The sequence below is a fragment of the Paenibacillus sp. A3M_27_13 genome (genome assembly GCF_024213315.1).
Classification (GTDB): domain Bacteria; phylum Bacillota; class Bacilli; order Paenibacillales; family Paenibacillaceae; genus Paenibacillus; species Paenibacillus polymyxa_B.
In genome coordinates this window covers 193797-213133 of sequence record NZ_JANAVE010000009.1, presented here as the reverse complement: position 1 = coordinate 213133, position 19337 = coordinate 193797, and the positions used below count along the sequence as shown (strand labels likewise).

General features: G+C 46.3%; 17 protein-coding genes and 1 tRNA gene. 16 read left to right on the top strand and 2 right to left on the bottom strand.

Annotation, left to right across the window (positions count from 1 at the left end; all coding sequences use genetic code 11):
* Window positions 1-5: 5 nt before the first annotated feature.
* The 10 genes from hisJ (at window position 6) to NLX82_RS23655 (ending at window position 10898) form a co-directional block, all read left to right on the top strand.
* A complete protein-coding gene (gene hisJ / locus NLX82_RS23700) occupies window positions 6-830 on the top strand; it encodes a histidinol-phosphatase HisJ (protein ID WP_053324371.1) in 825 nt (274 codons plus the stop codon).
* Window positions 831-1067: 237 nt separating this feature from the next.
* Window positions 1068-2837, top strand: a complete 1770-nt coding sequence (locus tag NLX82_RS23695; protein ID WP_053324372.1) for a tetratricopeptide repeat protein — start codon at window positions 1068-1070, stop codon at window positions 2835-2837.
* Window positions 2838-2876: 39 nt separating this feature from the next.
* Window positions 2877-3830, top strand: coding sequence for a thioredoxin-disulfide reductase (gene trxB, locus NLX82_RS23690; protein ID WP_013308252.1), 954 nt, complete (start codon window positions 2877-2879; stop codon window positions 3828-3830).
* Between the two features lie 406 nt (window positions 3831-4236).
* Window positions 4237-5187 (top strand): ROK family glucokinase, encoded by a 951-nt coding sequence (locus NLX82_RS23685; protein ID WP_023986484.1) that lies wholly within the window; start codon window positions 4237-4239, stop codon window positions 5185-5187.
* Window positions 5188-5259: 72 nt separating this feature from the next.
* The gene (gene rapZ / locus NLX82_RS23680; protein ID WP_013308254.1) at window positions 5260-6159 is read left to right on the top strand and encodes an RNase adapter RapZ; all 900 of its coding nucleotides are present in this window, start codon (window positions 5260-5262) and stop codon (window positions 6157-6159) included.
* A 12-nt stretch (window positions 6160-6171) separates the two neighbouring features.
* A complete protein-coding gene (locus tag NLX82_RS23675) occupies window positions 6172-7158 on the top strand; it encodes a gluconeogenesis factor YvcK family protein (protein WP_023986485.1) in 987 nt (328 codons plus the stop codon).
* Window positions 7159-7163: 5 nt separating this feature from the next.
* Entirely contained in the window at window positions 7164-8108 is a 945-nt protein-coding gene (gene whiA, locus NLX82_RS23670; protein ID WP_013308256.1) for a DNA-binding protein WhiA, read from the top strand.
* Window positions 8109-8244: 136 nt separating this feature from the next.
* Window positions 8245-8514 carry an HPr family phosphocarrier protein gene (locus NLX82_RS23665; RefSeq protein ID WP_013368811.1) on the top strand — a complete coding sequence of 90 codons (270 nt, stop codon included), beginning with the start codon at window positions 8245-8247 and terminating at the stop codon, window positions 8512-8514.
* 273 nt (window positions 8515-8787) lie between these two features.
* Window positions 8788-9549 carry an SIMPL domain-containing protein gene (locus tag NLX82_RS23660; RefSeq protein WP_013308258.1) on the top strand — a complete coding sequence of 254 codons (762 nt, stop codon included), beginning with the start codon at window positions 8788-8790 and terminating at the stop codon, window positions 9547-9549.
* A gap of 239 nt (window positions 9550-9788) precedes the next feature.
* Window positions 9789-10898: a PdaC/SigV domain-containing protein gene (locus NLX82_RS23655; protein WP_254349147.1), complete on the top strand. Its 1110-nt coding sequence runs from the start codon at window positions 9789-9791 to the stop codon at window positions 10896-10898.
* A gap of 126 nt (window positions 10899-11024) precedes the next feature.
* Here the strand turns inward: NLX82_RS23655 and clpP are convergent, their stop codons facing one another.
* Window positions 11025-11621 (bottom strand): ATP-dependent Clp endopeptidase proteolytic subunit ClpP, encoded by a 597-nt coding sequence (gene clpP, locus NLX82_RS23650; RefSeq protein ID WP_013368815.1) that lies wholly within the window; start codon window positions 11619-11621, stop codon window positions 11025-11027.
* Window positions 11622-11831: 210 nt separating this feature from the next.
* Window positions 11832-11906: transfer RNA gene (locus tag NLX82_RS23645), tRNA-Arg, on the bottom strand.
* Window positions 11907-12175: 269 nt separating this feature from the next.
* Here NLX82_RS23645 and NLX82_RS23640 point away from each other — a divergent pair.
* From NLX82_RS23640 to eno, 6 genes are all read left to right on the top strand, one after another.
* Window positions 12176-13213, top strand: coding sequence for a sugar-binding transcriptional regulator (locus tag NLX82_RS23640; protein WP_023986487.1), 1038 nt, complete (start codon window positions 12176-12178; stop codon window positions 13211-13213).
* A 94-nt stretch (window positions 13214-13307) separates the two neighbouring features.
* Window positions 13308-14318 (top strand): type I glyceraldehyde-3-phosphate dehydrogenase, encoded by a 1011-nt coding sequence (gene gap, locus NLX82_RS23635; RefSeq protein WP_023986488.1) that lies wholly within the window; start codon window positions 13308-13310, stop codon window positions 14316-14318.
* 120 nt (window positions 14319-14438) lie between these two features.
* Window positions 14439-15620, top strand: coding sequence for a phosphoglycerate kinase (locus NLX82_RS23630; RefSeq protein ID WP_023986489.1), 1182 nt, complete (start codon window positions 14439-14441; stop codon window positions 15618-15620).
* Between the two features lie 59 nt (window positions 15621-15679).
* Window positions 15680-16432 (top strand): triose-phosphate isomerase, encoded by a 753-nt coding sequence (gene tpiA, locus NLX82_RS23625; RefSeq protein WP_023986490.1) that lies wholly within the window; start codon window positions 15680-15682, stop codon window positions 16430-16432.
* 1 nt (window position 16433) lies between these two features.
* Window positions 16434-17978, top strand: coding sequence for a 2,3-bisphosphoglycerate-independent phosphoglycerate mutase (gene gpmI / locus NLX82_RS23620; protein ID WP_028541876.1), 1545 nt, complete (start codon window positions 16434-16436; stop codon window positions 17976-17978).
* Window positions 17979-18041: 63 nt separating this feature from the next.
* Window positions 18042-19328, top strand: a complete 1287-nt coding sequence (gene eno, locus NLX82_RS23615; protein ID WP_013308266.1) for a phosphopyruvate hydratase — start codon at window positions 18042-18044, stop codon at window positions 19326-19328.
* Window positions 19329-19337 lie beyond the last annotated feature (9 nt).

The window sequence follows — 19337 nt, the reverse complement described above, 5'->3', positions numbered from 1 at the left end:
GTCGCATGAAAATCGACTATCATACGCATCACGCCCGCTGCGGGCATGCCATAGGGAGTCTGGAAGAGTATGTACAGCAGGGAATTCGGCTGGGTCTGGATCAGCTCGGCTTGTCCGATCACATGCCACTACTGCATGTAAAACCGGCTGACTATTATCCGGAAATGGCGATGCCTATGGAGGAGCTTCCCCGATACGTGGAAGAATGTTTGGAACTGAAGGAACGTTTTAAAGGGCAAATTGATATTCGTGTTGGCTTGGAAGGCGACTACATCGAGGGCTGGGAACGAGAAATCGAGGACATCATCACCGCGTATCCCTGGGATTATGTGATTGGTTCCGTCCACTTTCTCGGTGAATGGGATGTCACGGACTTCCGTCAGGTACACCATTGGGAAGGCAAAAATGTGCTTGAGGTGTACCGCACGTATTATGATGCAGTTTCCAAGGCGGCAGCTACCGGTTTGTATGACATCATGGGTCATCTGGATGTCATTAAGCGCTTCGGCTATCATCCGAAGTCGGAGGAAATGGAGGAGCTGCGTGAACTGGAGCGCTCCGCACTCTCAGTTGTTGCCCGTAGCGGTCGGGTGATGGAACTGAATGCATCAGGGCTTTCGAAGCCCTGTGCCGAGATGTTCCCGAGCCGCCGCATGCTGGAAGAAGCTTTTTCGCTAGGCATCCCGCTGACCGTAGGATCGGATGCTCATGATCCGGCGAAGCTGTCCGAGCACTTGGAGAAGGCACGCGCGCTTCTATATGAAGTCGGTTATCGCGAGCTTGCCGTATTTCAGCATCGCGAGCGCTCGCTGGTGCCGCTGACGCTTTAATTATTACGTTTATTGGGTCTAAGTATCATATCCAGTGGCTAGCCGAACGCTCCCTATTTATACAGGGAAAAAGCGCTCGGCTATTTAGCGTATTCTTGTATATATATCTATCGGTATACGAGCATGTATCCGTTTTTTGGAATGAGGTAGGATCGACTGTCAAGTCGTTTTGAAGTTGTGGTATACTGAAGGGTATGAACATGCCAGTTACTTTTAAAGGAGGTGCCTTGGTTATTTATGAAAGGGAAACATCTGCGAGTATCGGAACCTAGCCCTAAAATTATTGCTTTGCGTTTCGACGCATCTTTCTTTTTTGAGAAAGCTGTGCGCTCGCTTGATCGCAATCATTATGACAAGGCATTGAAATATTTTCGCAAAGCCGTTGAATATGAACCGGATAATCCGGTGAATCATTGCAATATGGCGGGTATATTATCAGAGATGGGGGATTATGCAGGTTCGAATGAGATCCTGTCCTCTGTTCTGAGTGACGTAGACTCGTCGATGACAGAGTGTTATTTCTATATGGCGAATAATTACGCTAATATGGAGCAGTTTGAAGAAGCGGAGAAAGCATTGGTCACGTACCTGGAGGAGGACGAAGAAGGCCAGTTTCTTGATGAAGCGGAGGAAATGATGGAGCTGCTCTATTATGAGCTGGACCGTCCAACGAAGCTGAACCGCATTAAGGCCCGGCAGGGAGTAGTAGAGCATGATCAGGCTCGTGTCCTGCTGGAGGAGGGGAAATTTGCTCAGGCAGCCCAGTTGCTCAAGCAAATTTCAGAGGAACAACCGGATATGTTCGCTGCGCGGAATAATCTGGCGCTGGCGTATTACTACATGGGATTGTTCCAAAATGCTAAGGCTACCATTATTCAAGTGCTGGAAGATGAGCCGGGTAATTTACACGCATTGTGCAACTTGGCGATCTTTTATCAGCACGAGGGCGGCGGCCCGGAATTGGATCGTCTGGTGCAGACTTTGGCGGTTACTATACCGTTTCAGGAGGAGCAGGTATTCAAGCTGGCGACCACTATGGGGATTCTCGGACGCCATGAGGAGGCCTACAGACATTTCCGCAGGTTGCTTCATGGCGATGGAGAGAACAATGCGGACGCTTCTTTGTACCATTACACGGCGGTAGCTGCCAGCAATACGGGAAGATATGCGGAAGCTCGGCGGTTGTGGAGTCATTTGCAAAAGCAGGATGCTTCCTCGGAAGTTCCGCGGTTTTTCCTGTCCCGATTGGAGGAACTCCAGCAGGAGGGTACACCGCTGCAAGTGCTCAGCTATCATTATCATCTCCCGTTTGAGGAGCAATTCCGCATGTGGGAGAAGTTTGGTGCTGACCAGGTGCCTGACAGTATGAAGAAGGACCCGCTAATCCGGTCATCCTTCTTCTGGGCCTTGCGCCACGGGGACCGGGCGACTCAGCTTCAGGTCATTCAGGCGTTAAGCCTAATCGGTGATGATGAGGTGCGTCAGGCACTGGAGTCCTTCGTAGAAGACCCGGACCAGGAGGATGAACTGAAACGCCGTGCCTTGCAAGTATTGCAAGAGCTGGCGGAGCAGGGTGAGCAGAAAACGTACCCGGAAACGGAACATTCTGATCAGTTGGAGGTTGAGAACGATCCGCATACAATTGAAGGTGATGTATCTGCTTCCCCGGTCGATCCACAATGGCAGGCAGTGCTGGATAAGGTACTGACCGTCATGAGCAAGCCATCAGATCCGGCCATGCAGCACGATTTGAGATCGCTTTGGCTGGAGTATTTGGATCGGCTTGCCCCGGAAGTTCCGATGGTTCAGCATACTGAGGGATGGGCAGCGGCGCTGGAATATTTGACAGCTAAAATGCATCATCATTCAGTCACCTATCAGGAAGTAGCCGATCGTTATGGTATTTCCGTATCGACCGTAAGCCGCTATGCACGCCAGATTGACAGCGTGTGTGGTATCAAACAGAAGTTGAAGCAACCGCTCTCCACGTTTAAAAAGCAGGTCTGAGACCTGCTCCAAACATCACTTAAAGGAGGCAACAAACGTATGTATAAATCCATAATTATTGGTACAGGTCCTGCAGGCTACACAGCCGCTATTTATTTGGCACGCGCTAACATGAATCCGCTGATCATTGAAGGGATGCAGCCCGGTGGGCAGCTTACTACAACGACCGAAATTGAAAATTTCCCGGGTTTTGAGCAAGGTATCCTCGGGCCTGAACTGATGGATAATATGCGCAAGCAGGCTGAACGTTTTGGCGCTGAATTTACTTCCGGATGGGTAGAGGAAGTAGATTTCAGCAAACGCCCTTTTAAAGTGAAGGTAGAGGGTAAAGGTATCATTGAGGCGGAGTCGGTCATTATTGCTACAGGTGCGTCCGCCAAATATCTAGGCATTCCGGGTGAGCAGGACAATGTAGGTCGCGGAGTCAGCACGTGCGCAACTTGCGATGGATTCTTTTTCCGCGGGAAAAAGATTGTCGTGGTTGGCGGTGGCGATTCAGCCATGGAGGAAGCGAGCTTCTTGACCCGTTTTGCTTCCAGTGTAACCTTGGTCCATCGTCGCGATGAGTTGCGGGCATCCAAAATTATGCAAGATCGTGCGCGTGAGAACGAAAAAGTACATTGGGCATTAAACCGGACTCCTCTGGAAGTTGTGACGGGAGAAGCTGGCTTAAAAGGTTTGAAGGTACACAATAATGAGACCAATCAGGATGAGCTGATTGAGGTAGATGGCGTGTTCGTAGCCATCGGGCATACACCGAACACAGGTTTCCTGAACGGACAAATTCATACCGATGAACACGGCTATATTGTAGTAAAGCCAGGCACAACGGAAACGAACATCCCCGGAGTTTTTGCCTGTGGGGACGTACAGGATAACCGTTACCGTCAAGCTATTACGGCTGCGGGAACGGGCTGTATGGCGGCTATGGACTGCGAGAAGTATCTCGAAGGCAGTGCTGTTCACGACTGGAGCGAAACACTGGATCAATAAAAGCGTGTCTATGGTATACAAAAAGGCTAACGGGAGAGCGAAGGAAACCTCTGTTATGCCGCATCTTTTGTTCAGGAAGAGAAAGCCTGCTGCGTTTGCACAGGCTTTCTCCTTTTTATGATTATAGAATTTATAAGTTTTCAGCGGAGCTGAACAATCTATAATCGCAAGAAAAATTTCCGTTAAGCGTGGTCTGGCTTCCTTGAAAGTACGTCAATAGACGTTTTTCTTATGGGTGCATGAGGTTAAAAATTCCGCTAATCGTACACTTTTCAACAAGGAAGTGTCCTTGACCGTAACGGGGGCTTCAATTATAGTTGGAACGTAGGATTACTATTATGAAGTAGGAATTGTAAGCATATATTTCATACCAGGTTTTTAAGTAAACATAAAGGTGGCTTGGAACATGTCTGAAAGTATCTATGTAGGTGTCGATTTGGGCGGTACCGCGATTAAAGTCGGCATTTGTAATGAAAACGGACAGCTTTTGCACACATATGAGGGACCAACCGAAACCGATAAAGGTGTAGACGTTGTCATCGGTAATATCGAAAAATATGTGCGGCATATTGTTGAGCAATCTCCTTATGAGTGGGATCAACTAAAGGGTGTCGGTGCAGGCGTTGCAGGTTTTACGAATGTTCGTGATGGTATTATTGTCCTCGCTCCTAATATTGGCTTTCGTGACGTACCGATCCGTGCGCTCCTAGAGAACCGGATTGGCAAGCCTGTGAAAATAGACAACGATGCGAATGTTGCTGCGCTGGGTGAGGCTTGGGCTGGTGCAGGCAAAGGCATAGAAAACTGCGTATGCTATACCCTGGGAACAGGAGTAGGTGGCGGCATTATTATAAACGGTAAAATATACCAAGGTTCTTCGGGCATGGCCGGAGAAATTGGCCATATCAGTGTCGTACCTGATCTGGAGGCTATTCAGTGTGGATGCGGCAAAATGGGTTGCTTGGAAACTGTATCTTCCGCAACAGGCATCATTCGTATGGCCAAGGACGCTGTGGAACGTGGCGACCGGACCTCTCTGGCGCTGGAAGATCAAATTGCTGCCAAGGAAGTATTTGATGCTGCTAAAGCCGGGGATGAAGTCGCTCTGCGTATCGTGAACCGTGCTGCTTTCTATTTGGGGAAATCTATGGCAGCAGTTGCCGCTGTGCTTAATCCAGAGTTGTTTATCATAGGTGGCGGTGTTTCCAAAGCAGGCGACTTTTTGTTTGAAGAGATGCGTCGCGTGTACACCAAACTGGCACCTGAGCCCCTTCAAAAAGGGGTATCGATTGTTCCAGCTGTGCTGGGCAATGACGCAGGTATCGTAGGGGCAGCTGGTTTGTTGCTACGTTCCTGATCCTGATCCACAGGTTACTGATAATACGGGTACTGGCATAGAGCGAAGAAGCAAAAGGAGAGGGAAGTCCATATGACAGATAACCTAAAAAATGCTGCGCCGTGGGCAACGCTCATTATTATTACGGGGATGTCAGGCGCAGGGAAGACCATTGCGGTTCAGAGCCTGGAAGACTTGGGCTTCTTCTGCGTTGATAATTTGCCTCCTGTACTGATTCCCAAATTTGCCGAGTTGATTGAGCAGTCTAACGGTAAAATAGGCAAGGTGGCACTCGTAATTGATTTACGCGGACGAGAATTTTTCACCGCCTTGTCTGAATCGTTGAATTATATTAAAGATCATTTTACGATTCATTGTGAAATTTTATTCTTAAATGCGAATGATGGCGTTCTCGTACAGCGGTATAAGGAAAGCCGTAGACGTCATCCGCTGGCTCCAGACGGCATGCCTTTGGATGGGATTCGGTTGGAGCGCAAGATGTTGGAAGAATTAAAAAGCTCGGCTACACAGGTTATTGATACAAGTGTGATGAAGCCTGCAACCTTAAAGGCGAGGATTATTTCACGATTTTCTCATCTGGAGAGCAGTATGCTTTCCGTGAACATTACTTCTTTTGGCTTCAAGTATGGTATTCCCATTGATGCCGATCTTATATTCGATGTGCGCTTCCTGCCTAATCCCCACTATGTGGACCAACTACGTCCCCACACGGGACAGGATAGCGATGTATATGATTATGTCATGAAATGGCCCGAGACTCAGGCATTCTTGACCAAGTTGCTGGATATGTTACACTTTTTGATTCCGCAATATCGCAAAGAAGGCAAAAGCCAGGTCATTATCGGCATTGGCTGTACTGGCGGTAAGCATCGTTCTGTTGCAATATCGGAGTATTTAGGAAAAATGCTGGGTGCCAGCGAGACAGAATCTGTTTCTGTTTCGCATCGGGATGCTGATCGGGACCGGCATTAATGAGGTGAAATCATGAAAGAGACCGGATCACAACGGGAGCGCCCACGTATTGTTGTTATGGGCGGCGGAACCGGCTTGTCCGTCATGCTGCGGGGCTTAAAGCAAAAGCCGCTAGATATTACGGCTATTGTTACAGTCGCTGACGATGGCGGAAGCTCCGGGATTTTGCGCAGTGAGCTGCAGATGCCCCCTCCAGGGGATATTCGCAATGTGCTGACTGCCTTGGCTGACGTGGAACCAGTGATGTCAGATATGCTGAAATACCGTTTCGGTGCGGGATCAGGATTGTCAGGCCACAGCCTGGGTAATCTGATTTTAGCAGCGATGACCGATATATCGGGAGATTTTGTAACGGCGGTGCGTGAGCTTAGCCGTGTATTTGCTGTCCGGGGACGCGTGCTGCCGGCAGCTGAGGAAGGCGTTGTGCTAAGTGCCGAAATGGAGGATGGCACGGTGATTACCGGAGAGTCCAAGATCCCGGAAGCGGGCGGACGAATCAAACGCGTCTTTCTTGAACCGACTCACGTGGAGCCGTTGCCTGAGGCTGTAGAGGCCATTAATGAGGCTGATGCGATTTTGATTGGCCCCGGCAGTCTATATACCAGCATATTACCGAATCTGCTTGTACCTAAACTCGCTGAAGCTGTAGTAAAATCAGACGCTATCAAAATATTTGTCTGTAACGTTATGACCCAGCCTGGAGAAACCGATGGCTATACGGTAGGAGATCACCTGCAAGCTATTTTTGAGCATGTAGGGCATCATCTCTTCGACTATGTCATTGTAAATAACGGAGAAATTCCACCCCAAGTACAGGAAATGTATGCCGAGCAGGGCGCTAAGCCAGTTCAAGTAGACATGGGCGAGCTGACCGATCGGGGATATAAAGTGGTGGCAGATACTTTAGTTTTGTTCCGTACGTATCTACGGCATGATGCCGACAAATTAAGCCAGCATATTTACCAATTGGTACAAAACTGGATATTAAGAAGGAGGTGAGTCCCTTGTCCTTTGCGGCACAAACGAAAAAAGAGCTTACGATGATTGAAAGCCAGTCCTGCTGTGAGAAAGCGGAACTATCTGCGCTCATACGTATGCTCGGATCCGTACAACTGTCGAATAAAAGGGTGATATTGGACGTGTCCACAGAAAATGCCGCGATTGCAAGGCGGATTTACTCCTTGATCAAGAAGCATTTTCAACTTCATATCGAACTGCTTGTACGGAAAAAAATGCGCTTGAAAAAAAATAATGTGTACATTGTCCGTATTCCCAATGGTGTGCAACAGCTGTTAAAGGATCTTTATATCGTCTCAGAAGGTTTCTTGTTCACTGACGGGATTAATCGGGATATCGTTCGGAAAAACTGTTGTAAGAGGGCTTATTTGCGGGGCGCCTTTATGGCAGGTGGCTCTGTCAACAATCCTGAAGGATCGTCTTACCACCTTGAAATTTCTTCGATGTATGAGGAACATTGTCAGGCACTCGTTGATCTTGCGAATGAGTTTCACCTAAATGCTCGCTGTATTGAGCGAAAAAAAGGTTTTATTCTCTACATCAAGGAAGGCGAGAAGATCATTGAGCTGCTTAGCATCATTGGGGCGCATCAAGCCTTGTTCAAATTTGAAGATGTACGCATTATGCGCGATATGCGCAATTCCGTAAATCGCATTGTCAATTGTGAAACGGCTAATTTGAACAAGACGATCGGAGCTGCTGTCCGGCAAATTGAGAATATTAAGTTGCTGGAGAGGGAAGTTGGTTTGGAGACCTTGCCGGATAAACTGCGTGAAGTGGCAGAAATTCGTCTCGCTCATCCCGATTTGAATTTAAAAGAAGTCGGGGAAATGCTCAAAGGGGTCGTGAGTAAATCGGGTGTAAATCATCGGCTTCGCAAAATTGATGAGATGGCTGACAAAATCAGGGGCGAAAATGGCCTGATTCCGTAAAAAGAATGTCCGTGGGGCTTTCAGCCCCGGTTTTTTTAGTTTTTTTTCTAGTGTCTGTCCCGGGTTAATGTTATAATGTGATAAATAAAATGGAGTAAGTAGTGTCCAGATTTATTTGATGAGGGGGTAAGCTGACATGTCAAAACATCCGGTAGTCGTACGCTTGAAAACAGGACTGCACGCCAGACCTGCTGCGTTGTTCGTACAGGAAGCGAATAAATATTCATCTGAGATTTTTGTGGAAAAAGAAGACAAAAAGGTTAATGCCAAGAGCATCATGGGTATTATGAGTCTTGCCATCAGTACAGGTACTGAAATCAATATTAGTGCTGAAGGTGCGGACGCCGAACAGGCTGTAAACGCTTTAGTAAGTCTGGTTAGTAAGGTAGAGCTGGAAAATCAATAAACAAAGATTTGCTTTGTAATATGGTATATACTCTTAGTGAAAAGCCCCTTTTGGGGCTTTTTTTGTATCCAGAAAAAAGTCTTCGAAAACTTCTCCGTTAACTGTTTTATGGATGGATTTGTTGAATATAGATACCGTATTAAGTTCAAACTATAAATAATTAAAATCCCCGTGGTCATGCTCTGTTTCGGAAATTTGTACGCTTGGCTGCAACCTTTTTCCGTCTTTTCCGTCTGGAAGGTACAAACATTTTCAAGAAAGAGGTTGAATTCAATGAGACTTTGGACAAAAACAGTAGCCACGGCAGTTCTCGCAGGAGCATTAATGGCAGGGGGAGTAGCAGGAGGATTATGGACGGGGGCAGATCGTGCTTATGCTGCGTCAACAGCTTCGACGGTAAACGGTGTAATTAATGTGACTGGAAGCGGGGAAGTATTGGCGAAGCCCGATATTGCTTATCTCTCTATCGGTGTACAATCGGAAGGGAATACGGCAGCCGCTGCTCAAAAAGCCAATGCTACAAAATTGAACAAGGTTACACAACTGCTGAAAGAAAAGTGGAGCATTAGTGCAGATGACATTCAGACCAGCCAGTTTTATGTACAGCCTAACTACACCTATAACGAAAAAGAAGGGCAGAAGCTCAAAGGCTACACTGCCAACCATACACTTTCCGTCAAATACCGCGATTTGGATAAAATCGGTCAGTTGTTGGATGAGGCGACCAAGTCCGGAGCCAATAACGTAGATAATGTACGTTTTTCCGTGGAAAATCCTTCGACTTATGAAGAAGAAGCCATTACTAAGGCATTGGGAAGCGCACAATCTAAAGCCAGTGCTGTAGCTAAGGCAGCCAAACGCGGGTTAGGTGCTCTTGTGAGTGTGACGGTAGATGGCGGAGAAGCACAAATCTTTACACAACGTGAAAATGCCATGTCAAAATCGCTCTTGGACGTAGCAGGTGGCGGGACAGAGATACAATCGGGGCAAGTAACAGTGAAAGTTCAGGTGTCGGCTCAATACGAAATGAACTAATATAGATCATCAAACGAAGCCACAAGCGGCCAGCATCATGTGCAGGCTGGCTTGCTGGCTTTTTTTGTATACCGAAACCTTTTTGTAATGAGTCTGTCATAGCTAAGGGTTATTAGGTGTACATATTGAAATCGGAGAGTGTACAGATTGTAAACTACATACAATAGGGTATAGATATAATAATAAAAGTAGTTATCACACATAGACAATACAGATCATTAACAGGAGGAATATTTAATATGAGTAAGCATGCAAAAAAATGGGGTTCAGCACTGCTGGCGGCAGGGATTTTCGCAGGAGTCACAGCTGTTCCCGTTTCCTATATCCAGGCAGCATCGACGAAACAGCAGCAAGCGACAACACAGCAACCAGGAATCACCATCCAATGGAATGGTAAAACGTTGCCCGCTAAAGGTGTCCAAGTGAACGGGAGTACAATGATTCCGGTGGCCGCACTGCGCGACAGCTTGGGGATTCCAGTAAGCTATGATGCGAAAACAGCGACATATACCGTAGGTAGCGGGTACAATAAACTTTACATTATGGCTTCTTCCTCGGATGCCTACGTCAACGTCAATGGAATCAATACACGTAGTATGGATGCCAAACAGATCGCTGGGAAGCTATACATTCCTATGAGTTTGCTGAAAGACTATCTGGGCATAGATGCTCAATGGAATGCAGCTCAGAAAACAGTAACGCTGAGTAAAAGCCAGCTAAATCCGATTACAATTGCGTCTCAAACACTTCCAGCTTCGAGTAGTGCGAAGGTGTCCTACAAGATTAAGTACCCGCAAATCAGCGGTAGCCAGCTGAATTCTGAGGCTCAACAGGCCATTAACAATGTGCTTAAAAAGCATGCAGAAGGTATATTGGCAGCAGGCAAAAAGATGATGGCTGAGGGAGAGGCTACAACAGAAAGACCGTATGAGTTCGGAAATGATTTTGTGATTGCCTATAACAAAGATGGTATTCTGAGTGTGATTATGCAGGACTACTCGTATACGGGTGGCGCGCATGGCATGACGGCACGTAAAGGATATACGTTCTCGCTCGCTGATGGTAAACTGCTGCAATTGTCTGACGTATTGAAGGCAAATCCGAACTACAAAAAGTTCCTCAATGCTGATTTGAAGAAAAAAATCGATGCACTTCAGGCTGGCGAAGGATTCGGCAAATTTAAAGAGCTGGCGGCAGATCAGAATTTTTATGTGACGAACAGTGGAGTAACAATCGTGTTTGATTTGTATGATTATGCGCCATACGCGTATGGAATTCCGGAGTTTACCTACTCGTTCGGTCAATTGCTGCCTCAAGGCGGAAAGCCTTTTGCGGGACAGAATGAATAGTAGAAATAAATAAGTCCAATTGTCTATAACCTAAAAAACAATAAAGCAAAAAAGCTGCCTACCGGATAAGAAAGTCCGGAGCAGCTTTTTCATTTACCAGTTATCGAAAGAGGTAAATTTCTTCTCTTATACACCTTCTGGAGAGGAGCTAGTTAGCACTTTATCAATAATACCGTATTCCTTGGCATCATCAGCAGACATGAAGTAGTCACGGTCTGTATCTTTTTCAATGCGCTCCAGTGGTTGGCCTGTGCGATCTGCGAGAATGCGGTTCAGTTTATCACGCATTTTCAGAATGCGGCGTGCGCGGATTTCGATATCCGTTGCCTGGCCTTGTGCACCACCCAGGGGTTGGTGAATCATAATTTCACTGTTTGGCAAAGCGAAACGTTTACCTTTGGCGCCTGCATTCAGCAAAAACGCGCCCATGGAAGCCGCCATACCTACGCAAATCGTAGATACGTCAGGTTTAATGTATTGCATCGTATCGAAAATGGCCATACCAGCTGTAATGGAACCGCCAGGGCTGTTAATATACAAGTGAATATCTTTTTCAGGATCTTCGGCAGCCAAAAACAGCATTTGCGCAATTATAGAGTTGGCTACAACGTCATTGACGTCCGAGCCTAACAAAATAATGCGATCCTTTAACAGTCTGGAATAAATGTCATAGGCGCGTTCGCCGCGGTTACTTTGTTCTACTACCATAGGAACATAGCTCACGTCAAAAAACCTCCCTTAAATATCGTTAGTGGATTTGGTGGACATGCCGATTACACGTCCCTTATTTATAAACTGTTACCGTAATAACCACATGATAAACAATTTCAAACAAAAAGTCAAAGAAAGTCAAACTAATGATTAAAAAAAAGAGCCCTCAGCGCTCTTATTGGTTAAAACATTATATAGAAGCATCTAAGCGTTCATTTAAAATGGCGCGCCCGCGAGGAATCGAACCTCGATCTCAGGCTCCGGAGGCCTACGTCATATCCGTTGGACCACGGGCGCATAGTTGATTCAATGCAAACAACTAACTAATTAAACAGCTAATTGGAAACAAAGATGATTATATGATATACAGCAGTGAATTGCAAGCTTTTATTAAATGCGCATATTCAGATAAATGGTTGAGAAATATAGGTTCAGATAGACTTGCATATGGAGCAAATATTGGTTAAGATATACGTGGGACTTAAAAAGTTATCCCGGGACGTTTTGAGACCAGTTAGAGATAGAGCATTAGAGACAGAACTTAGAAGTGTGCGGGAGTGGAAAGCATGCGAAAGATATTAGAAATACAGAAGCAGCTTCTGCCCGACCTCATGGATGTTTTGAAAAAAAGGTACACGATCCTGCATCAGATTATGCTGTCCGATGTTGTTGGACGCAGAACACTGGCAGCTTCACTGAACATGACTGAGCGCGTGTTGCGCGCCGAAACCGATCTTCTTAAAGCTCAGGGGCTAATTGAGATTGAGAGTGTAGGCATGAAGGTGAGCAAAGCAGGACTGGATCTGCTGGAACAGCTGGAGCCGATTGCGAACAACTTGTTCGGCCTGTCCCAATTGGAGGACCAGATTCGTCAAGCCTATGGTTTGAGGAAGGTGGTTGTCGTTCCAGGGGATTCGGATGCTTCTCCGTTAACAAAGCAGGAGCTGGGGCGCGCTGGAGCAAAAGCGTTGCTGAGTGTTATGGACGACGAGGATGTGGTCGCTGTAACAGGTGGCACGACGATTGCCGACGTGGCGGAACAACTGGCACTACCTTCTAATGGCCCACTTAAGGGTGGGTGGTTTGTACCGGCACGCGGAGGTTTGGGAGAAAGCATGGAAATGCAGGCCAACACAATTGCTTCCACAATGGCTCGCAAGGTAGGCGCTCAATACCGTCTGCTCCATGTACCGGATTTGCTCAGCAATCATGCTTACAACTCCTTGCTTGAAGATACGAACATTCAGGATATATTGAACCTGATTCGCGAGAGTCGTATCATCATTCACGGGATAGGCAACGCCATAGCGATGGCACATAGACGTAAACTTGATCCCGAAACCTTTGCCCAGATCAGCAGTGAAGGAGCGGTAGCCGAATCGTTTGGTTATTACTTTAACGAAGATGGCGTCGTTGTTCACAGAATGCTGACGCTTGGACTCCGATTGGAGGACATTAGGCGTACCGATACGGTTCTAGGTGTAGCTGGAGGCAAAAACAAGGCGGCCGCTATTCATGCGGTACTGCGTTTCGGGCAAGAGGACATTCTAGTCACTGACGAAGGCGCTGCTGTTGAGATTGTAAGTCGTTATTTAAATGATTAATATAGGATTTATGAATAGTGTTGTCTTGACGGGCTTTCGGGTCTGTCTTGAATATATAAAACTAAACTAAACGAACTTTGGGAGGAACTCACTCATGACAGTTAAAGTTGGTATTAACGGTTTCGGACGTATTGGACGCCTTGCTTTCCGCCGGATTCAAAATGTGGAAGGTATTGAAGTAGTAGCAATCAATGACTTGACAGATTCCAAAATGTTGGCACATTTGTTGAAATATGATACAACACAAGGTAATTTCCAAGGACAAGTAGAAGTACATGACGGCTTCTTCAAAGTAAACGGTAAAGAAGTTAAAGTTTTGGCTAACCGCAACCCTGAAGAACTGCCTTGGGGAGACCTGGGTGTAGACATCGTTCTGGAATGTACAGGTTTCTTCACAACTAAAGAAGCTGCTGAGAAACATTTGAAAGGCGGCGCTAAAAAAGTTGTTATCTCCGCTCCAGCTACTGGCGACATGAAAACTGTCGTTTACAACGTAAACCATGAAATTCTGGACGGAACTGAAACTGTAATCTCCGGTGCTTCTTGCACAACAAACTGCCTGGCTCCTATGGCTAAAACACTGCAAGATAAATTTGGTATCGTTGAAGGTTTGATGACTACAATTCATGCTTACACTGGCGACCAAAACACTTTGGATGCTCCACATGCTAAAGGTGACTTCCGTCGTGCTCGTGCAGCAGCTGAAAACATCATTCCTAACACAACTGGTGCTGCTAAAGCAATCGGTTTGGTTATCCCTGAGTTGAAAGGTAAATTGGATGGCGCGGCTCAACGTGTTCCAGTACCTACAGGTTCCCTGACTGAGCTGGTAACAGTTCTGGAGAAAAACGTAACTGCTGAAGAAATCAACGCTGCGATGAAAGAAGCATCCGATCCTGAAACTTATGGATACACTGAAGATCAAATCGTTTCTTCCGACATCAAAGGTCTTACTTTCGGTTCTTTGTTTGATGCAACTCAAACTAAAGTTCTGACTGTTGGCGACAAACAACTGGTGAAAACTGTAGCTTGGTATGACAATGAAATGTCTTACACTGCACAATTGATCCGCACGTTGGAATACTTCGCAAAACTGGCTAAATAAGAACAGTCTTATTGAGCAACATCATAGAGCGGAAACAGGTTATTGTTTCCGCTCTTTATATATCAAATGTGCCTTGAATTCCTGATTCGTAAAATTATAAGGGTGCGGAGGAATATGGAGATGAACAAAAAGAGCGTACGTGATATAGAACTGAATGGAAAACGGGTGTTTGTTCGTGTAGATTTTAACGTTCCGGTTGAGGACGGTAAAATTACGGATGACAAGCGTATTCGTGAAACCTTGCCAACCATTAACTACCTGATTGAAAAAGGTGCAAAAGTTATTTTGGCGAGTCACTTTGGACGTCCAAAAGGTCAGGTTGTTGAATCCATGCGTCTGACTCCTGTTGGCGTACGTTTGTCTGAGTTGCTGAAAAAACCAGTAGTTAAAGTGGACGAATCGGTAGGCGAAGCTGTTAAAGCGAAAGTGGCTGAACTGCAAAACGGCGACGTGCTGTTGCTTGAAAATGTACGTTTCTATGCAGGAGAAGAAAAGAATGATCCTGAATTGGCGAAGCAATTTGCTGAATTGGCAGACGTTTTCGTGAATGACGCATTTGGTGCAGCACACCGTGCTCATGCTTCCACAGAAGGTATCGCGCATCTTCTTCCGGCTGTTTCCGGCCTGCTGATGGAGAAAGAATTGTCTGTAATCGGTAAAGCTCTTTCAAACCCAGATCGTCCTTTTACAGCCATTATCGGCGGTTCCAAAGTAAAAGACAAAATCGACGTGATTGACAACCTGCTGAACATTGCAGATAACGTAATCATTGGCGGCGGTTTGGCTTATACATTCTTCAAAGCTCAAGGTCATGAAGTGGGTCAATCCCTACTGGATGAATCCAAACTGGACGTAGCTCTTGGATTTATCGAAAAAGCGAAGAAGCTCGGCAAAAACTTCTACCTTCCGGTTGATATTGTTGTATCTGACGATTTCAGCGCTACGGCGAACACAAACATTGTGGATATCGACGGCATTCCTTCAGATTGGGAAGGCGTGGACATCGGACCGAAAACACGTAAAATCTATGCAGATGTTATCAAAAACTCCAAATTGGTTGTTTGGAATGGACCAATGGGTGTATTTGAAATCGAACCTTTCGCTGGTGGTACTCGTGAAGTAGCGGAAGCTTGCGCAACAACAGAAGCATACACCATCATTGGTGGCGGTGATTCTGCGGCTGCGGCTGAAAAATTCCACTTGGCTGACAAAATGGATCATATCTCCACTGGCGGCGGCGCATCTCTGGAATTTATGGAAGGCAAAGCACTTCCGGGTGTCGTTGCACTGAACGATAAATAATCAAACACAATATGCGTGAATAAAGCTTTAGGGCACCTAATAGTTAGGAGTTGAAACCATTGAGAACACCGATTATCGCGGGTAACTGGAAGATGTTTAAAACCGTACCAGAAGCTAAAACTTTCATCGAAGAGATCAAAGGCAAAGCAGAGGTTGCAGGAGTGGAAAGCGTGATTTGCGCACCATTTACGAATCTTCCTGCTCTGGTTGAAGCAGTAAAAGGCACGTCTATTAAAATTGGAGCACAAAACCTGCACTTTGCAGAAGATGGCGCATTTACAGGTGAAATTAGCGGTGGAATGCTGAAAGATCTGGGCGTAGACTACGTTGTGATCGGACACTCCGAGCGTCGTGAATATTTTAATGAAACAGACGAAACGGTGAACAAAAAGGTTCATGCAGCATTCCGTCATGACCTGACTCCAATCGTATGTGTAGGCGAAAAGCTGGAAGATCGTGAAGCTGGACAAACCAAAGAGGTTGTAAAAGTGCAAACTGTAGCAGCTTTTGCTGGTTTGGCTAAGGATCAGGCTGCACAAGTAGTTGTTGCTTATGAGCCAATCTGGGCCATCGGAACAGGCAAATCCTCCACTTCGCAGGATGCGAATGAAGTGATTTCCTATATCCGTAGTCTGATTAAAGAGCTGTATGATGAAAATACAGCAAATGCTGTACGTATTCAGTATGGTGGCAGTGTAAAACCTGAAAATGTTACTGAGTACCTGGGTCAAAGCGATATCGACGGCGCGCTTGTGGGCGGTGCCAGTCTTCAACCGGCGTCGTACATCGCGCTTGTTGAGGGGGCGAAGTAAGATGACAGCACCAAAACCGGTAGCTTTAATTATTATGGACGGGTTCGGATTGCGTGACACCGTAGAAGGTAATGCGGTTGCGCAGGCCAACAAACCGAATTACGACCGGTATTTACAACAGTATCCTCATACAACGCTGACGGCTTCTGGCGAAGCAGTGGGTCTGCCTGAAGGACAAATGGGTAACTCCGAAGTAGGTCACTTGAACATCGGCGCAGGCCGAATTGTATATCAAGACTTGACTCGTATTTCGAAGTCCATTCGTGACGGTGAGTTCTACGACAATGAAACACTGGTTAAAGCAGTGCAACATGCTAAGAAGAACAACACGAAACTTCACCTGTACGGACTGTTGTCTGACGGCGGCGTGCATAGCCATATCAGCCATCTGTTCGCTATGCTGGACTTGGCGAAAAAAGAAGGCTTAACTGAAGTGTACATTCATGCTTTCATGGATGGACGCGACGTTATGCCTGACAGCGGCGTAGGCTTCATGCAGCAACTGATCGCCAAAATTCAAGAAGTGGGCGTAGGCAAAATTGCGACTGTACAAGGACGCTATTATGCTATGGACCGCGACAAACGTTGGGAACGTGTAGAGAAATCTTACCGTGCAATCGTCTACGGAGAAGGCCCTCAATACACAGATCCAATGGAAGCATTGAAAGAATCGTATGAAAAATCAGTGTTCGACGAATTTGTGGAGCCAACGGTTATTGTGAAGGCTGACGGAAGTCCTGTAGGGCTGGTCGAAAGCAATGACTCTGTTATCTTCCTCAATTTCCGTCCTGACCGTGCGATTCAACTGTCTCAGGTATTTACAAACGCGGACTTCCGTGGTTTTGACCGTGGCCCGAAATTGCCTAAAGATTTGCACTTTGTTTGCCTGACGTTGTTCAGCGAAACGGTTGAAGGCTTTGTAGCTTACGAACCGAAAAACCTGGATAACACGTTTGGTGAAGTGTTGGTTCAAAACAACAAAAAGCAATTGCGTATTGCTGAGACTGAAAAATATCCGCACGTTACTTTCTTTTTCAGTGGCGGACGTGATGTGGAGCTTCCTGGCGAAACTCGTATTTTGATCAACTCGCCTAAAGTGGCTACATATGACTTGCAGCCGGAAATGAGTGCGTATGAAGTAGCGGATGCTGCTGTTAAGGAAATCGAAGCCGACAAGCATGATGCGATTATCCTGAACTTTGCCAATCCGGATATGGTTGGACACTCCGGTATGCTGGAGCCAACGATTAAGGCGGTAGAGACGACGGATGAATGTGTTGGACGTGTTGTAGATGCGGTTAAAGCCAAAGGCGGCGTGGTTATTATCATTGCTGACCATGGTAACGCGGATATGGAAATTGATGAGCAGGGACGTCCGTTCACAGCTCACACAACTAATCCGGTTCCGTTCATTTTGACTGACGAAAATATCGTTTTGCGTGAGCATGGAATACTGGCTGACGTAGCTCCAACGCTTCTGGATTTGATGCAACTTCCGCAACCTGCGGAAATGACAGGAAAATCTATGATTGCATCCCGCAAGTAAGCTTGATTTAATAAGTATAGGCTTGACCAATAAATCATGATTCACAAAGGAGATTAAGTACAAATGACTATTATTTCTGACGTGTACGCTCGCGAAGTCCTCGACTCCCGTGGTAACCCAACGGTTGAAGTTGAAGTATATCTGGAATCCGGTGCTATCGGTAGTGCTATCGTTCCTTCCGGTGCCTCCACAGGCGCTCACGAAGCTGTAGAGCTTCGTGATAACGATAAATCCCGTTACCTGGGTAAAGGCGTTCTGCAAGCTGTTAAAAACGTGAACGAAATTATTGCTCCTGAAGTAATCGGCTTGGATGCTGTGAACCAAGTAGAAATCGACACGCTGATGATCAAATTGGATGGTACACATAACAAAGGTAAATTGGGTGCAAACGCAATTCTGGCTGTATCCATGGCTGTAGCTCGCGCTGCTGCTGAAGCTCTGGGCTTGCCACTGTACACTTACCTGGGCGGATTCAATGCTAAACAATTGCCAGTGCCAATGATGAACATCGTTAACGGTGGCGCTCATGCCGACAATAACGTTGACGTACAAGAGTTCATGGTTCTGCCTGTAGGCGCTCCTACATTCAAAGAAGCTCTGCGTGTAGGCGCAGAAATCTTCCACAACCTGAAATCCGTACTGAACTCCAAAGGTTTGAACACAGCTGTTGGTGATGAAGGTGGTTTTGCTCCTAACTTCAAATCTAACGAAGAAGCTCTGTCCACTATTATCGAAGCGATCGAAAAAGCTGGTTACAAACCAGGTGTTGACGTATTCCTCGGTATGGACGTTGCCTCCACTGAGTTCTTCAAAGATGGAAAATACACTTTGGAAGGCGAAGGCAAATCCTTCACTTCTGCTGAGTTCGTTGACCTGCTTGCTTCTTGGGTTGATAAATACCCAATCATCACTATTGAAGATGGTTGCTCCGAAGATGACTGGGAAGGTTGGAAATTGCTCACTGAAAAATTGGGCAACAAAATCCAATTGGTTGGTGACGACCTGTTCGTAACAAACACAGAGCGTCTGGCTAAAGGTATCGATGAAAACATCGGTAACTCCATCCTGATCAAAGTAAACCAAATCGGTACGCTGACTGAAACTTTCGATGCTATCGAATTGGCTAAACGCGCAGGATACACAGCTGTCATCTCTCACCGTTCCGGTGAATCCGAAGACAGCACAATCGCTGATATCGCTGTTGCAACAAATGCAGGCCAAATTAAAACAGGTGCTCCTTCCCGTACTGACCGTATTGCGAAGTACAACCAATTGCTCCGCATTGAGGATCAACTGGGTGAACTGGCTCAATACCACGGCCTGAAATCTTTCTACAACCTGAAAAAATAATATTGCGCA

Bases quoted from the DNA above. Each gene is read 5' to 3' on its own strand.
- hisJ (WP_053324371.1), top strand. From the start codon at position 6: ATGAAAATCGACTATCATACGCATCACGCCCGCTGCGGGCATGCCATA.
- NLX82_RS23695 (WP_053324372.1), top strand. From the start codon at position 1,068: ATGAAAGGGAAACATCTGCGAGTATCGGAACCTAGCCCTAAAATTATT.
- trxB (WP_013308252.1), top strand. From the start codon at position 2,877: ATGTATAAATCCATAATTATTGGTACAGGTCCTGCAGGCTACACAGCC.
- NLX82_RS23685 (WP_023986484.1), top strand. From the start codon at position 4,237: ATGTCTGAAAGTATCTATGTAGGTGTCGATTTGGGCGGTACCGCGATT.
- rapZ (WP_013308254.1), top strand. From the start codon at position 5,260: ATGACAGATAACCTAAAAAATGCTGCGCCGTGGGCAACGCTCATTATT.
- NLX82_RS23675 (WP_023986485.1), top strand. From the start codon at position 6,172: ATGAAAGAGACCGGATCACAACGGGAGCGCCCACGTATTGTTGTTATG.
- NLX82_RS23665 (WP_013368811.1), top strand. From the start codon at position 8,245: ATGTCAAAACATCCGGTAGTCGTACGCTTGAAAACAGGACTGCACGCC.
- NLX82_RS23660 (WP_013308258.1), top strand. From the start codon at position 8,788: ATGAGACTTTGGACAAAAACAGTAGCCACGGCAGTTCTCGCAGGAGCA.
- NLX82_RS23655 (WP_254349147.1), top strand. From the start codon at position 9,789: ATGAGTAAGCATGCAAAAAAATGGGGTTCAGCACTGCTGGCGGCAGGG.
- NLX82_RS23640 (WP_023986487.1), top strand. From the start codon at position 12,176: ATGCGAAAGATATTAGAAATACAGAAGCAGCTTCTGCCCGACCTCATG.
- gap (WP_023986488.1), top strand. From the start codon at position 13,308: ATGACAGTTAAAGTTGGTATTAACGGTTTCGGACGTATTGGACGCCTT.
- NLX82_RS23630 (WP_023986489.1), top strand. From the start codon at position 14,439: ATGAACAAAAAGAGCGTACGTGATATAGAACTGAATGGAAAACGGGTG.
- gpmI (WP_028541876.1), top strand. From the start codon at position 16,434: ATGACAGCACCAAAACCGGTAGCTTTAATTATTATGGACGGGTTCGGA.
- eno (WP_013308266.1), top strand. From the start codon at position 18,042: ATGACTATTATTTCTGACGTGTACGCTCGCGAAGTCCTCGACTCCCGT.